Source organism: Kribbella caucasensis (assembly GCF_004361855.1).
GTDB classification, from domain to species: domain Bacteria; phylum Actinomycetota; class Actinomycetes; order Propionibacteriales; family Kribbellaceae; genus Kribbella; species Kribbella caucasensis.
Genome location: NZ_SNWQ01000003.1, coordinates 414462 through 428484, shown reverse-complemented (window position 1 = coordinate 428484; position 14023 = coordinate 414462). Strand labels below are relative to the sequence as shown.

Annotated in this window: 12 protein-coding genes; 5 read left to right on the top strand and 7 right to left on the bottom strand. The window is 65.8% G+C overall.

The window, feature by feature from the left end; genetic code table 11:
* Nucleotides 1–29: 29 nt before the first annotated feature.
* The 6 genes from EV643_RS09265 to EV643_RS09240 form a co-directional block, all read right to left on the bottom strand.
* Entirely contained in the window at nucleotides 30–983 is a 954-nt protein-coding gene (locus EV643_RS09265) for an acyl-CoA dehydrogenase family protein (protein WP_133799564.1), read from the bottom strand.
* The gene (locus EV643_RS09260) at nucleotides 980–1756 is read right to left on the bottom strand and encodes an enoyl-CoA hydratase-related protein (RefSeq protein WP_133799563.1); all 777 of its coding nucleotides are present in this window, start codon (nucleotides 1754–1756) and stop codon (nucleotides 980–982) included. Before EV643_RS09260 ends, EV643_RS09265 begins: the two co-directional genes overlap by 4 nt.
* Nucleotides 1757–1956: 200 nt before the next feature.
* Nucleotides 1957–2841 carry an SMP-30/gluconolactonase/LRE family protein gene (locus tag EV643_RS09255; protein WP_133799562.1) on the bottom strand — a complete coding sequence of 295 codons (885 nt, stop codon included), beginning with the start codon at nucleotides 2839–2841 and terminating at the stop codon, nucleotides 1957–1959.
* A gap of 35 nt (nucleotides 2842–2876) precedes the next feature.
* Nucleotides 2877–5402 (bottom strand): ATP-binding cassette domain-containing protein, encoded by a 2526-nt coding sequence (locus tag EV643_RS09250; RefSeq protein WP_166665376.1) that lies wholly within the window; start codon nucleotides 5400–5402, stop codon nucleotides 2877–2879.
* Between the two features lie 85 nt (nucleotides 5403–5487).
* Nucleotides 5488–6768: a substrate-binding domain-containing protein gene (locus tag EV643_RS09245; RefSeq protein WP_133799560.1), complete on the bottom strand. Its 1281-nt coding sequence runs from the start codon at nucleotides 6766–6768 to the stop codon at nucleotides 5488–5490.
* Nucleotides 6769–6852: 84 nt separating this feature from the next.
* Nucleotides 6853–7902 carry an ABC transporter permease gene (locus EV643_RS09240; protein ID WP_166665375.1) on the bottom strand — a complete coding sequence of 350 codons (1050 nt, stop codon included), beginning with the start codon at nucleotides 7900–7902 and terminating at the stop codon, nucleotides 6853–6855.
* Nucleotides 7903–8214: 312 nt separating this feature from the next.
* Between EV643_RS09240 and EV643_RS09235 the strand changes: the two genes are divergently transcribed.
* The 4 genes from EV643_RS09235 to EV643_RS09220 all read left to right on the top strand — a co-directional run bounded on the left by EV643_RS09235 (nucleotide 8215) and on the right by EV643_RS09220 (nucleotide 11739).
* The gene (locus EV643_RS09235) at nucleotides 8215–9228 is read left to right on the top strand and encodes a zinc-binding dehydrogenase (protein ID WP_133799558.1); all 1014 of its coding nucleotides are present in this window, start codon (nucleotides 8215–8217) and stop codon (nucleotides 9226–9228) included.
* A 36-nt stretch (nucleotides 9229–9264) separates the two neighbouring features.
* Nucleotides 9265–9654, top strand: a complete 390-nt coding sequence (locus EV643_RS09230) for a Rossmann-fold NAD(P)-binding domain-containing protein (RefSeq protein ID WP_133799557.1) — start codon at nucleotides 9265–9267, stop codon at nucleotides 9652–9654.
* Nucleotides 9655–9792: 138 nt separating this feature from the next.
* The gene (locus EV643_RS09225; RefSeq protein WP_133799556.1) at nucleotides 9793–10731 is read left to right on the top strand and encodes an LLM class F420-dependent oxidoreductase; all 939 of its coding nucleotides are present in this window, start codon (nucleotides 9793–9795) and stop codon (nucleotides 10729–10731) included.
* A 39-nt stretch (nucleotides 10732–10770) separates the two neighbouring features.
* Nucleotides 10771–11739 carry an aldo/keto reductase gene (locus EV643_RS09220; RefSeq protein WP_133799555.1) on the top strand — a complete coding sequence of 323 codons (969 nt, stop codon included), beginning with the start codon at nucleotides 10771–10773 and terminating at the stop codon, nucleotides 11737–11739.
* Between the two features lie 63 nt (nucleotides 11740–11802).
* Here the strand turns inward: EV643_RS09220 and EV643_RS09215 are convergent, their stop codons facing one another.
* Nucleotides 11803–12966 (bottom strand): ROK family transcriptional regulator, encoded by a 1164-nt coding sequence (locus EV643_RS09215; RefSeq protein ID WP_202869466.1) that lies wholly within the window; start codon nucleotides 12964–12966, stop codon nucleotides 11803–11805.
* 238 nt (nucleotides 12967–13204) lie between these two features.
* Between EV643_RS09215 and EV643_RS09210 the strand changes: the two genes are divergently transcribed.
* Nucleotides 13205–13972: an SDR family NAD(P)-dependent oxidoreductase gene (locus EV643_RS09210; RefSeq protein ID WP_133799554.1), complete on the top strand. Its 768-nt coding sequence runs from the start codon at nucleotides 13205–13207 to the stop codon at nucleotides 13970–13972.
* Nucleotides 13973–14023: the final 51 nt, after the last annotated feature.

The following is a 14023-nucleotide window of genomic DNA, read 5'->3' as shown; positions in this document are numbered from 1 at the left end:
CAGGACATGGCCAAGATGCGGCGGCCTGGTCACCTCGACGGCAGGTGGGCGGCGGCGACTGCGGCCACGGCAGCTCTCCGTCCGCCACCCCGCGCGCGGAGACTGATCGCATCACGCAGCATCCCGGCAACCGGGTACTCGTCGATGTATCCGTACCCTCCGTGCACCTGAATCGCGTCCAGACACACCTCGACACCGGCACGGCCCGTGACTGCCACCAGCTCAGCTCCGTCGCGCTGGCCGCCGAGCGCGGCGGTCAACAGGCCCGCGACAATCGACGACCGCAGGCGCATCTCGACGAGGATGGCCGCAAGACCTGCGAAGGTGGCTACTGGTTGGCCGAACTGACGGCGGTTGGCCGCGTAATCCTCTGACGTCGCGACGGCGTTCTCGATCAGTCCCAAGCCCACGGACGCGTTGAGCAGATCCAGCTCGAACAGCGCGATCCGGGCCTGCTCGCCGGTCAAGGTCGGCTCGGTTGCGGCTGCGGCAGGGTCCGTGACTGTGCGAAGATCCGCATCAATGAGACCGGTCCGTCGCACGGATGCTCCTATCTCCCCGACGTCCCAGGTGACCACTCGTGCGGCGACCTCCGCCCGGTTGAGCAAAACCACGGTCTGGGGCGCGAACAAGCCCGGAACGGTCGCACGCCAGGCGGCCCCGCCGTCCCCGCCGGCGACGGCGGCGGCTGGTGACAGCGCGCCGATCCCTCGCGTCGCCCGCTGCCCGGCAAAGCGGGAAGCAAGGGCGAACGCGATCGATGGTGAGAAACGAGCACAGGTGCGGATGACTGACGAGAGCCATTCGAGTGAGTTGTCCAGCTCGACCGTGTCCAGGGCGAGGTCGAGGACACCAACCGACTCCAAGGCCGGGATGACCAGCTCCGGGTCGAGCGCCGACGGATCCGGGGCGGCCCGGCGAACCGCCGTCAACTGCTTGTCCAGAACGACGATGAAGCTGTCGAGCTCCGCGTCCGCGCTCATCGGTTGAACCTGCCACGGTCGGGAGCGCGCCGCTCCTCGAAGGACTCCGCCATCTCGCTGGCCTCCTGGGTCCCCCGATAGGCGGTGAGGAGCAGATCGTGCGCCAGTCGGGCTTGACCGACAACGCCGGTGTGGCGGCTCGAGAAAGCAGTCTTGAGAGCCGCGAGCGCGAACGGCCCGCGCCGGCGCAACTCCTGGGCGACCTCGACGGCGCGCTCGAGAACGGGCCGCCCTTCGACCACCTCGTTCACCAGGCCCATCGACAGCGCTTCGGCGGCCGAGTATTTCTTGTTCAGATACCACATTTCCTTTGCGCGGCGGCGTCCGATGGACTCCTCGAGATACCAGGTTCCGAACCCGGCATCGAAGCTGCCGACCATCGGCCCGACCTGCCGGAACACCGCTGTCGACGCGGCGATCGAGAGGTCGCACACGACCTGGAGAACGTTCCCGCCACCGACGGCGAACCCGTTGACCGCGGCAATCACCGGCTTGGGCATGGTGTCGATGAACTCGTAGAGATCGATCACCGGCATGACACTGGAGTAGTCGAGGCCGGTGAGCTCTTCGTGCTCACCGCCGATGCAGAAGAACTTGTCGCCCGCGCCGGTCAGGATCGCGACGTCGATGTCCGCCTGTTGCCGGACGAGGCGGAGGGCATCATGCAGCTCGCGGGCGGTTTCGAAACGAAGCTTGTTCGCGTTCTCCGGCCGATTGATGGTCAGCACGGCTACCCCGTCCTCGACGGCAAGCTCGATGTCTTCGTAGGTCATTGCTCTCAGCTCCAGCATCGGGTCCGGGATTCAGTGCCCGGCGCAACGTTTCCCTCATCATGCGACACAGAGAGCGGGCATTGCGAACAGTCAGGCTCATGATCATCCAGTCGATTCTTTACAGACAGTACATTGTCATACAGTAAGGTTCAAGACTTCTCCCCTGGCCCTGCCGCCGGCGACGGCGGCGGCATTCTTGCTCACGCGGCAGGGACGTCCACGCGGACCTGGAGTACCGCGGCCAGCGTGGTTGCCCGCCGATCCTCCTCGTCGAAGTCGGGGGCAGCGCAGATGAACATGGTGTGCCCGTCCGAGCCTCCGAGTGCGGCAGAGAACGGCATCATTCCGGGATCGATCTCGTCGACGACCTCACCGCCCTCGCGCATTCTGAGAATCTTTTGCGAGGTCAGGTCCGCGATCCAGAGCGCCCCCTCGGCATCTCGGCACATCCCGTCGGGAGACAGCACGAGCTCAGGGGTGGCTTCGGCCAGGGTTGTCGCTGCCGGGAGCTGGCCGAACTCCGCCCACACCCGGCGGTTCACCAGCCAGCCGTCCTCGGTGAGGTCAAAGGCGGAGATCCGGTTCCCGAACGTCTCGTTGACGATGAAGACGCCGTCGTCGGTCAGAACGCAGCCGTTGGGGAACCAAATGTCGTCCGCGACCTCCGTGATCGTCCCATCTGGATCGACCCGATGGATCGACGCGGGCGTCATCGGCCCGCCTTTGACCAGGTCGAAGCCGAAGTTGCCGACATAGGCGCGGCCCTGATCGTCAACGATGACTTCGTTGCAGAAGCCGGTCGCATGCTCACTGAGGTCGGCGTGCACGACCAGCGTTCCGTCGTACTCGCGACGCATCAATCTCCTGTCACGCATCGAAACGACCAGGAGCCGGCCATCCGGGAGCCAGGCAATCCCCGACGGTTGCTGGGGAACAGTGGCCTCGACTCTCAGGTCCGTGCCATCTTCCCTGGCCGACATCACCTTGTGCGTATACAGCTCGGAGAACCAGATCCGGTTCTCGTGCCATCTCGGGGCTTCGACAAAGGTCCGTCCGTCAATCAGAGTCGTCGGTCTTTCACCCACCACTGCCTCCTCGCAAGGGTTCTCAACGGAACGTGTCACCGGCCGGCGCCACCGCGGATGCGTGCCAAGGATGCGTACGCCGCGATTGCCACCAGCAGGATGACGCCGTACATGATCTGCCGCCAGGCGTCCGCGATGTTGAGCAGCGGAGTGACGTTGTCCAACAGCGCAAGGAAGAGGGCCCCGAGTAGGGCGCCGATGAACGATCCGCGACCGCCGGTGAGTACGGCGCCGCCCAGGAACACGGCGGCGAAGCAGGGCAGCGTGTAACCGGCGCCCACGGCATTGGAGCCCATGCCGGTCTGCGAGGCGAGGAAGACGCCTCCGATCACGGCGCCCAATGTGCAGATCATCAGTGCGCCGGTCTGGATCACGGTCACTCGCTCGCCGACGCGAAGGGCGGCCTCTCCGTCGTAGCCGACCGCGCGCAGTGCAAGCCCACGACTCCGGCGGTAGAGCCAGTACTCCATGGCCACGGTGAGCACTACGAGGGCGATGAAAGCGAAGGGGACGTAGCTGATTCCGTTCGCCACTCCAGTGACGAATTCCGGGGCGATGACGCCGGCAGGTTCTGGGCGCAGCAGAATGGCCACACCTTGCACGATTCCCATCGATGCGACCGTCGCCACGATGGCAGGAACCTTCAGCGCCACGATGAGAACGCTGTTGAAGCCTCCGACCGCCAACACAACCCCAACCAGGGCAAGTGCGGTGGACAGCACCGACTCGAACGCCAGGCTCGGCAGGGTCATCGACACGACCACGACCGTCAGGCTCATCACCGATCCGATGGAAAGATCAAAGAGCCTCGCGACCATGTTGAACTGCTGTCCCAGCGCAACGAAAGCGAGGGGCAGGGTCAGTAGCAGCAGGTTCGACAGGTTGAAGGTGGTCCAGAACACGTCCGAGCGGCTGTGGGCGTAGAGGCCGACAACTGTGATCAGCAGCAGGAGGATCGCAATCGGCAAATGGGTGGTGCCACGGTCCCAGAGCCGACCCAGCCACCCACCGCGACTGACCGCGGTCTCCTGCGCCTCCGTCGCGTCCGTCGCGCTGACGAAGCTTTTCACGACCTCGTTCTCGGTGGACGGCCCAGTCAGCTCGGTGACCACGACTCCGCGTGACATCACATAGACGCGGTCACACAGGCCGACCAACTCAGCAGAGTCGGAGGAGTTGACCAAGACGCCAAGACCATCCTCGGCCGAATCGCTCAGGACCCGGTAGATGTCCAGGCGAGCCCGTGCATCGACGCCCTGGGTCGGCTCGTCGACGATGAGCACTTTCGGCTGCCGCAAAGCGGGCCGAGCCAGCACGGCCTTCTGCTGGTTCCCGCCCGAGAGTGCACTGACCGGCTGGAACGGTGAGCCGGACACGATGCCCAGGTCCTTGGTCGCGGTCTTGAAGGCCGGAAGGAGCTTGCTCAAGAGCGAGGTGCCGGCTGGTCCAGCCTGTGATCCCAGCTGTGCGGTCGCGTTGTCCATCACCGACATCGGAGCGAAGATCGACTCGGCGGCGCGGTCGCCGCTCTGGAAGCCGATCCCAGCAGCGAGCGCCCTCCCCGGGGTCACGTGGCGGACGGCCTTCCCATCGACACTCACGCCGCCGCCATGGCGGCCGATACCGAGGATCCCACGGAGCAGGGCGCGCTGTCCGTTGCCCTCGGCGCCGGCCAACCCCACGATCTCGCCGGCATGAACGGTGAGGGAAACCGGACCGAAGCCCTGGCCACGCAGCTCACGTACGTCCAGCCGGACGGAGTCGCCTGGTGGCGAGGTCCGCTGCGGGAACTCGAGGTCTGTCGGTGCCCCGACCATGAGCTCGACGATCTCCTCGACCTCCCAGCTCTGTGAGCCGAAGGTGCCCTGAACCACGCCATCACGCAGCACCGTCAGCCGATCCGCCAGCCGCCGTACCTCTGCCAGACGATGGCTCACATAGACGATCGCCATGCCGCTGTCACGAGCTTCCTTCACCAGCCCCTCGAGTTGCGCCGCGAGGCGCAGGTCAAGGGCGGCGGTGGGCTCGTCGAGCATGAGCACGCGTGGATTGGTGATCATGGAGCGGGCTACCTCGAGCAACTGGCGAGCGCCGGGCCCGAGGCTTGAGACGACGTCCGACTGCTTGAACGGAAGCCCGAAACGGGCCAAGGTGGCGTCGAGGTCACTCGGCCTCTTCATGCCGATCGCGTTCAGCGACAACGTGATGTTGTCGGCGACGCTGAGATCCGCCACCAACGACGTGTCCTGGTACGCGGTAGCCAACCCGAACTGCCTGGCGCGCTTCACGCCTCCTCCAGCGAGGAGCCGACCACTGATCGTGACGGTGCCGGCGTCGGCCTCCAGAACCCCGGAAGCGATCTTGATCAGCGTCGACTTGCCCGATCCGTTCTCGCCCACCAACGCGTGAACCTCGCCCGGACTGCAGTCGAAGTCGACGGTGGAGAGAGCCCGTACCCCGGGGAAGGACTTGGTGACCCCTCGGAGGCGTACCCCTTCATTCGGAGGCGGCGTTTCAGTTGCGGGTGAGATCTCGCTCGTCAGCGACACGATGTCCTCCATCACGAACCCTTCCGATGATGGCTCGGTGCGCGGTGCCGGGTCGGCCTGTCCGAGACGAGACCGACCCGGCACCGCAGCAGCAGCGTCAGGACCCGGCCGCGAGGACCGCGGTCTCCTGGTCGGCATTGAACAGGGTGGGAACCGGCGCGTTCGCGGGCATCGCCGGATCGTACGACGGCAGGATCTCGTCCGCGTCCACCATCGGGTACGGAATGTCGATCTGGTGGTCGACCTGCTGACCCTGCGCCTTCATGATGCCGGCCGTCAGACCAATGCGGCCGTACCACACCCTGCTGTTGGCAACGATCGCCTTGGCCTTGATGCCCTTGGCCTGGGTCTCCTTCAGTTGCTTCAGGTAGGAGTAGTTGACAACGTCGGAGATCATGACCGGCGGTGTCTGGCCCGCCTTCAGGAACGGGGCGGCGAAGTACTCCATCGTGTAGTCGTAGGCCACGACCGCCGGCTTGGTGCCCGACGCGAACAAAGCGTTGCCCTCCTGGGTCATGCCCTGAGGAGTCCACTGGGTGAAGCCCTCGATGACCTTCTTCCAACCGGCCGACTCGAGACCCTTGACTAAGCAGGGCTGCCACGCCGCGGCGCTGGCGTTGCCTGGAATGCCGGTGTAGAGGCCATAACCAGCGGGCTCGGGGATGAGGCCGGTGACCAGCTTCGCGCCGTCGCGGTACGCGGCGCACAGGTCGGATGTGGCCTGGACGTCGACGAGCGAAGCGACCTCGGGTGGCAGGGGTGTCTCCGCCTGGACGACGACGATTCCAGCAGCCTTGGCCTGGCGAACCGCGGGGGCGATGGCCGAGCCGAAGATCGAGTCGATCACGATCACGTCGGGCCGCTGGGCCGCGAGGCTCTTGAAGTTGGCAAGCCAGCTGGCGGTGTCGGTACCGAGGCTGTAGATGATCTTGGCGACGTCAGGCGAGGCGATCGCCTGCGCGGTGATCTCGGCCCGGAAAGTCTGCCGCCACGGGTTGATGTTGTCATTCGGGAAGGCGATCGTGAGCGAGCCACGGCCGGTCTCACACACGTTCTGCTTCAGGCACTCCTGCAGCTTCGCCTCCATCGCCGGCGTCCACTCCGCGGCGGCGACCTGCATGGTCTCCTGGATCGCCGGGTTGAGCTGCTGCAGCGGGATGTCCTTGAGGAAGGAGCGGTTGATGATCTTCTTGACCGCCGCTTCGCTCACCGGTGCCCGCGAAGCGCGCGCCGACGAGCCGTTGGCCGAGTTGCCACTTGCCCCTGTGTCGGGGGCACACGCCGCGAGCAGCGCCGCCGCAGCAGCGGTGATTGCGACGAGCTTGAGCTTCGCGCCTGTCCTTGGGAAGCGCAAAGCAACCCGCGTACCCGTTGCCATGATTGTCTCCAGTTCGGGATTGGTAGGTGTTCTTGCTCGCCGCCCTGACCCCAGGTCCAGAACTGACGTGCGGATGGAATGGGTTCAGCCGGTCGACGGCCGGCGGCGCCGCAGACCGATGCCGCGGCTGAGACCGGATGCGCTGTACTGGGCCAAGGTGATCGCGCCCACGGCGACGACAAGCACGAAGCCTTGAACCATGACCCGTGACCCGGCGCCCAGCCCGAGGATTGCCAGCCCCTGGTCAAGCATCTGGAGGAACGCGGAGGCGCTGACCACGCTCGCGACGCTGGCAGGCCCACCGCCGAACATGACGCCGGCGATGCCGGCGACAGTGATGGTGGACAGCTGGTAGATCGCGCCTGATTGCACGTCAGGGGTTCCGAGGAACCCGGCAAGCAGCACGCCGGCGACGCCGTACAGCAAACCAGCGATCGCGAAGGTTCCGAGTTCAGTGGGCACGATCGACATACCCAGCGCCCGGGCCGCCCGCCGGTTCGAACCGACGAATGCTATGTGCCGGCCGTAACGCGTCTTGGTCAGCAACAGTGATAGGAGGACCGCGACGACCAGCGCGTAGAGAAAGACAGCGTTGAACACCGTGAGGGCGGGCTGCGCGAACGAGGTCAGGGCCTCGGGCGCCTGGCCGGTCACCGACAACGAAACGCCGGTCCACAGCCGGATCGCCCCGGTGATGATCCCGAAGGTGGCAAGCGTGACGATCAGCGGGTTCAGCCGCAGCAGACTGATCATGACGCCGTTCGCCAAGCTCAAGAGGACGGACACCAGAACCGCGCCGGCGATAACCCCCGCTACGTTGGCGCCTTCGCCGCCGTAGTGCACGACCATCCCAGCCGCCACAGACACGATCGCGCCGACCGAGAGGTCGAGCGCACCCACCATGATGATGAGCATCTGGCCGAGCGCGGCGAGGATCAGCACGCCCGCCAGCGCGCTGACCAACTCGACCGAGGGCGCGCTGAGCGCCCGGGGCACAACCGGGCCGACGATGAGCAGAAGGACGACTAGGGCGATCCAGCTCGCCCGATACCGGGCGGGCCACCGGTACTTCAGATCAGTGATCCACTGCGGCGACTCTGAGCGCAATCGCTCGGCCGCCCGTGAGGTTGTCATGGCTCTTACCGCGCGTTCTGCCATACGACGTCGTACATGGGGAACCTGCTCCCTGCTGATCTAGGACGGCGACGCGCACCGGACCCGGAACCTGAGACTAATTGTCAGACCTTATCTCGGTCGTCATGGGACATTCATACTCGCGTAACATCAAACCGTCAAGGGTCCGGATGCACCATGAAGGTGCGGTCGGGTATTGACCTCCGGCTTGGTTCACATTAGAACTAATGTCTGACAGTATTCAGCGTGCGAGCGGTGCGTAGCCGCGTCCTAGCCGACGGTTCCTGGCACGGGACCAGATCGAGGAGCGAGATGCGCGGGATCGTCTTCCACGGCGAGAGAGAGCTCGAACTGGCGACCTTTCCGGATCCGACACCAGGACCGGGTGAGCTGGTCATCGAGGTGATGGCCTCCGGCATGTGCGGGTCAGACCTGCACCGATACCGCGGGCCCAAGGCGACCGCCCGCTCCGAGATCGGCGGACATGAACCCGCCGGGGTCGTTGCCGCCGTCGGCAGCGGGGCCGATCCAGCCTGGATCGGGCAGGCCGTCATGGTCCACCACTACTTCGGCTGCGGGCGCTGCGACCAATGCCGGATGGGATGGACCCAGCTTTGCCGCGAAGGTACGGCTGCCATGGGCAACACGGCGCACGGGTCGCATGCCGATCTGGTCAAGGTCCCCGAGTCCACGGTCCTGCCGATGCCCCCGGGATTGTCCTACCTTGGCGCGGCGGCCATAGGGTGTGGCACGGGCACCGCATGGGGAGCCCTGGAACGTCTCTCACTGACTGGCTCGGACACGATCGCCATTTTCGGGCAAGGACCCGTCGGCCTGGCCGCGACCCAGCTGGCCTCCGCGATGGGCGCCCGCGTCATCGCACTCGATATCTCCCCCAGCAGACTCGCGCGGTCACACGACTTCGGTGCCTGGGCAACGGTCAACCCCGCTGAGGTCGATTCAGTGGACCTGGCGGTCCGGGAGCTGACAATGGGGCGAGGAGTGTCGAAGAGTCTTGAGACGTCGGGCGCATCCTCGGCCGCAAACGACGCTCTGCACGTCCTCGACCTGTGGGGATCAGCGTGCTGGGTCGGTGTCGGCTCCACCATCCAGTTCGATTTGACGGAGCACCTGTACAAGCAGATCACGGCGATGACGTCGTGGACCATGTCCATCGCATCGATGGCACGCTGCGCGGACTTCGTGGTCGAGCGAGATATCGATGTCGACGCCGTGTTCACCGAGCGATGGAAGCTCACCGACTACGCCGCGGCCTACGAGCTGTTCGACCAGCAGACCTCGGGCAAGGGCGTCTTCATCAACTAGCCCGCCGGCTGGACCCCATCGACAAGGAGGGCCTCGTTGTCCACATGGCTCATCACCGGCTGCTCGTCCGGTCTCGGACGGGCACTCGCCGTGCATGCACTCGATCTCGGTCACAAGGTTGTCGCCACGGCGCGGGATCCGCGTCAGCTCGAGGACCTTGTCGGCCGCTATCCCGGTCGCGCAGTTGACGCCTACGCCGACACCGCCGGCAAGCGGCGCAAGGAGAACGCCGGGGCACCTGGCGAGGAGCCAGGTGATCCCGATCGTGCCGCCGACCTCATCGTGCGACTCGCCTCGATCGATCAACTGCCGTTTCGCATGCCGATGGGCTCTGATGCGGTCAGCATGATCCGAGACCACTTGCGACACCAACTCAACGAGCTTGACCAATGGTCTGATCTGTCCACGACCACTGATCGCCCGTGACCGCGTGGTTCCTGTCGCCCTAGCACGCCGGCATCGGGATAGGGATGCCCTGTCAATACATCTACCGGCAGAGACTCCCCCAGCCAGCTCAGGTGACATTGACTGAGATCCCCTCCCACGGCACCAGAGGACGCGTGTATGACAATTTCGCTGGGTTACCAGATACCGAAGTTCACCTATCCCGGCGGCGCGGATGCCCTGTTCGAGACCGTCGTGGCGCAAACGCGCGAAGCTGAAGCCTCAGGTTTCGACACCGTGCTGGTGATGGATCACTTCTATCAACTGCCGGACCTCGGCGCCATCGACGAGCCGATGCTCGAGGCCTACTCGATTCTCGCCGCATTGGCCGCATCGAGTTCGACCGTTCAGCTGGCCGCTCTCGTGTCCGGCAACACCTACCGGAACCCGGCGCTGCTCGCCAAGACCGTCTCAACACTGGACGTCATCAGTCGAGGGCGGGCGATTCTCGGCATCGGAGCAGGATGGTTCCAGCAAGAGCACGACGAGCTCGGCTTCGCCTTCGACACGTTCACCGAACGCTTCCAAAAGCTCGAGGAGGCCTTGGAAATCATCGCGCCGATGCTCCGCGGCGAGCGGCTCACGTTCGACGGCAAGTGGTACCAGGTCCAGAACGCGCTGAACGAACCCCGCTATCGAGACGCGGTGCCGATCATGCTCGGCGGCAGCGGCGAGCGGAAGACCTTTCGGCTCGCCGCCCGTTTCGCCGACCATATCAACATGATCTGCCCACGGCCGGTCTTGCCACACAAAGTCCAGGTCCTGCACCAGCGATGCGAGGAGATCGGCCGCGATCCCGGCACGCTCAAGTCGAGCTTCCTTGCCACGGCCATTCCGGTCGACAGCGCCGCCGAAGGCAGACGAGTCCATGAGTCGCTCAGCCCGTTCCTGCAGGCAGAGTCGTTCATCGGGAGTCCTGCCGAGATCGCCGGGCAACTCGGCGACGACATCCTCGGCGCCGGCGTGGACGGACTCATCATCAACATGCCCGTCAACGGTCACGAGCCCGGGCTGGTCGCGGAAATGGGCAAGCTCCTGAGCCCGCTCGTAGCGCAGTAGTCCTTCCCAGCGAAACCACTGACCAAGGCAAGGTGGCTTATGGAATACGCGTTGCTAGGGCCGACTGGTGTCGAGGTGTCCAAGATCTGCCTGGGCACGGCCACCTTTGGAGTTTCGCCGGACGAGCGGGACGCCGAACGGGTCGTCCACGCAGCCCTTGACCTCGGCATCAACTTCTTCGACACCGCCAACGTGTACGGGACCTTGTCGGTCTTCGACCAGCCCGGCGCTCCGCCCTCCGCCGAACGCGAGCCCGCCGAACAAATCCTCGGCAGAGCACTGGCCGGCCGCCGCGACAACGTGGTGCTCGCGACCAAGTCCGGAGAACGGCGCCTCGGCCCAGGTGCCGGGCTGTCCCGCCGGCACATCATCGAGCAAGTCGACACCAGCCTGCGCAGACTGCAAACCGACTACATCGACCTCTACTACGCGCACTGGCCCGACCCCGACACGCCCCTGGAACAAACACTCCAGGCGTACGACGATCTCGTCCGGCAGGGCAAGCTGCGATACGTCGCATTGTCCAACTATCCGGCCTGGCAGCTCACGCAGGCGCTATGGATCGCCGACGACCGGCGCCTCCACGCCCCGGTCTGCGCTCAGGTCCGATACAACCTCATCGACCGCGCGGCCGAACAGGAGCTAATGCCAGCCTGCCAGCAGTTCGGACTCTCCATCGTCACCTACTCGCCGCTCCACGGCGGTCTACTGGCCGGCACCCGCATCCTGGAACGGGACATCTACGGCTGGCAGCGGTTCTCGGGATCCGGCTTCTCCGAAACCGAGCTCGAGATCGGTCGTGCGGTCGAGCAGCTCAGCCAGGAATGGGGACTGCAACCACACGAGCTCTCACTCGCCTGGCTGCTGTCCCGGCCAACCGTCGCGTCGGCGATCGTCGGCGCCGAAACCGTGGATGAAATCACCGCGAACGCCGCAGCAGCAAACACCCACCTCGAGCAGACCCAACTCGACGCCCTCACAGCACTGAACGCCGACGAGAACACCTAAACGCCCGCGGGTCTGGACGCAGATCGCAGTACGAGATCTAGGTCTGTGTCGAATCCGCCCGTGTCAGGTGGCGGACCGTGCGCTCGCCATCGCGTTCTCAGGATCGGCAAGGATGTCCTGGACGGCGGCAGCTGCGGCGCCACGAACAGCGGCTTCGGCGCCGAGCTGGGATCGCAGCACCTGTGGTGGTTCCCAAGGGGCGCTGATCACATGGGTGGCGAGTTCGTCCAAGATTGGCGGCCCGATCCAGGGCTCGAGCGCGCCGTAGCTGCCGCCGAGGACAACGACCGGCACATCGATGATGTTGATGAGCGCTGCGAGCGCAATGCCGAGAGCCCGTCCGGCCGTGCGCGCTGCGTCGAGTGCGGCGGGATCGCCGTGGGCCAGGCGTTCGGTGAGGGTGTCGATGAGGTGGGCGGGTGGGCGACCGTTGGCGGGGACACCAGCGTTGGACATGATGGCGTCCTGGCCTGCCATGGTCTCCAGGCAGCCGCGGGCTCCGCATCCGCAGAGGAGGCCGTCGGGGTCGACGCAGACATGGCCGATCTCGCCGGAGAACCCGTGGACCCCCGCCAGCAACGCGCCGTTGATGATGATGCCGGCGCCGACGCCGATCTCGCCGGTGATGTGCACGAAGTCGCGCAAGTCGCCGGATTCTGCGCTCAGGAGTTCCGCCGTCGCCGCGAAATTGGCTTCGTTGCCCACAATGATCGGCCGGTCGGCCAGGTCTACCCGGGTGGCCAGTTCCGCGCGCACGTCGACGTCGCGCCATCCGAGGTTGGGGGCTGTGCGAAGCATCCCGGAGGATTCCACCAAACCCGGTACGGCGATGCCGATTCCGCCTACGGGCGCGCCCATGGCTTCGGCCTCGTCCAGCGCGGCGCGCACTGCCCGCGCAACGTGCGCCATCACCTGCCGCATTGACCGGGTGCGGTTGTTGCAGGCGCGAATCCGGTGAGCGCGCGTGGTGCCGGCGAGATCGACAAGGCAGGTGGCGAGGTAGTCGACACCGATCTCGACACCCAGCCCGTGCGGTCCCGAGGGGGACAACGTGAGCCCAGTACCACGCCGGCCTCGGCCGCTACGGGTTTGAGGCCCGGTGTCGACGATCAGGTTGGCCGCGACGAGCCGGTCGATCGAGCCGGACACCGTGGCCTTGGCCAGCCCGGTGCGTGCCGCGATGCCAGCCCGCGAGATGCCGGGACGTGTGGCGATCGCATCCAGCACGAGCCCGGCGTTGTGGCGGCGGACTGTGTGTAGCCCGGCTGGCAGGGAGTTGGTCACGGCCCCCATCGTAATAGTCCGGAGAATGAACCATTGACGGGAACTCTGTCTTACATTACGTTCAGAGCCCGAACGAACAAATGTAAGACTATTCCCCGCCACGAGAGCGTCGGTGAGATCCGACGGGGATGTGGGGCGGGCAGGCAGGGCGGCAACAGTTCTGACAAGGAGCGACATACGCATGAATCCCATCTATGCCTTCAACGGCCAGGTCGCGTTCGTCACCGGCGCGAGTTCGGGGATGGGTCTCGCCACCTCGCGGGCCTTCGCCGAGGCAGGCGCCTCGGTCATGCTCGTCGACATCAACCAGGAAGCGCTGGACAAGGCTGTCGCCGAGTTGACCGCCGCGGGCCGTCGGGTCGCGGGAACGCGATGCGACGTCGCCGACGAGGAGCAGGTCGCCGCGGCCGTCGCGCAGACCGTATCGGCCTTCGGACGTCTGGACATGGCGTTCAACAACGCCGGTATTCAGATCCCGCCGGTCGACGCGGCCGAGGAGACCTTCGAGGCGTTCGACCGGGTCAACGCCGTCAACCTGCGCGGGGTCTGGGCGTGCATGAAGCACCAACTCCACCAGATGCGCAAGCAGGGCAGTGGGGCGATCGTCAACTGTTCGTCGCTGGGCGGTCTCGTCGGGCTCCCGGGGCGCGCCTCGTATCACGCCTCCAAGCACGGCGTCATCGGTCTCACCCGCAGCGCGGCGCTCGAGTACGCGCCCAGAGGGGTGCGGATCAACGCGGTCTGCCCCGGCCCGGTAGAGACCCCCATGGTCGACGCCATGATCGCCAAGGGTGAGTTCGTCATGGAGGAGGCCGTGCGGGACCAGCCGATCAAGCGCCTCGGGACCGCCGACGAGATCGCCTCCGCGGTGCTGTGGCTGTGCAGCCCGGGTGCGAGCCTGGTGGTCGGGGTCGCACTTCCTGTAGACGGCGGCTACACCGCCCGGTGACACGGTGGGCTCGACCGGCCGACCCGCTGGCATCCAAGCGGTCCTCCGTCA

Coding starts and splice junctions, on each gene's coding strand:
- EV643_RS09245 (WP_133799560.1), bottom strand. CDS start 6,768: ATGGCAACGGGTACGCGGGTTGCTTTGCGCTTCCCAAGGACAGGCGCG.
- EV643_RS09235 (WP_133799558.1), top strand. CDS start 8,215: ATGCGCGGGATCGTCTTCCACGGCGAGAGAGAGCTCGAACTGGCGACC.
- EV643_RS09220 (WP_133799555.1), top strand. CDS start 10,771: ATGGAATACGCGTTGCTAGGGCCGACTGGTGTCGAGGTGTCCAAGATC.
- EV643_RS09265 (WP_133799564.1), bottom strand. CDS start 983: ATGAGCGCGGACGCGGAGCTCGACAGCTTCATCGTCGTTCTGGACAAG.
- EV643_RS09210 (WP_133799554.1), top strand. CDS start 13,205: ATGAATCCCATCTATGCCTTCAACGGCCAGGTCGCGTTCGTCACCGGC.
- EV643_RS09225 (WP_133799556.1), top strand. CDS start 9,793: ATGACAATTTCGCTGGGTTACCAGATACCGAAGTTCACCTATCCCGGC.
- EV643_RS09240 (WP_166665375.1), bottom strand. CDS start 7,902: ATGACAACCTCACGGGCGGCCGAGCGATTGCGCTCAGAGTCGCCGCAG.
- EV643_RS09250 (WP_166665376.1), bottom strand. CDS start 5,402: ATGGAGGACATCGTGTCGCTGACGAGCGAGATCTCACCCGCAACTGAA.
- EV643_RS09260 (WP_133799563.1), bottom strand. CDS start 1,756: ATGACCTACGAAGACATCGAGCTTGCCGTCGAGGACGGGGTAGCCGTG.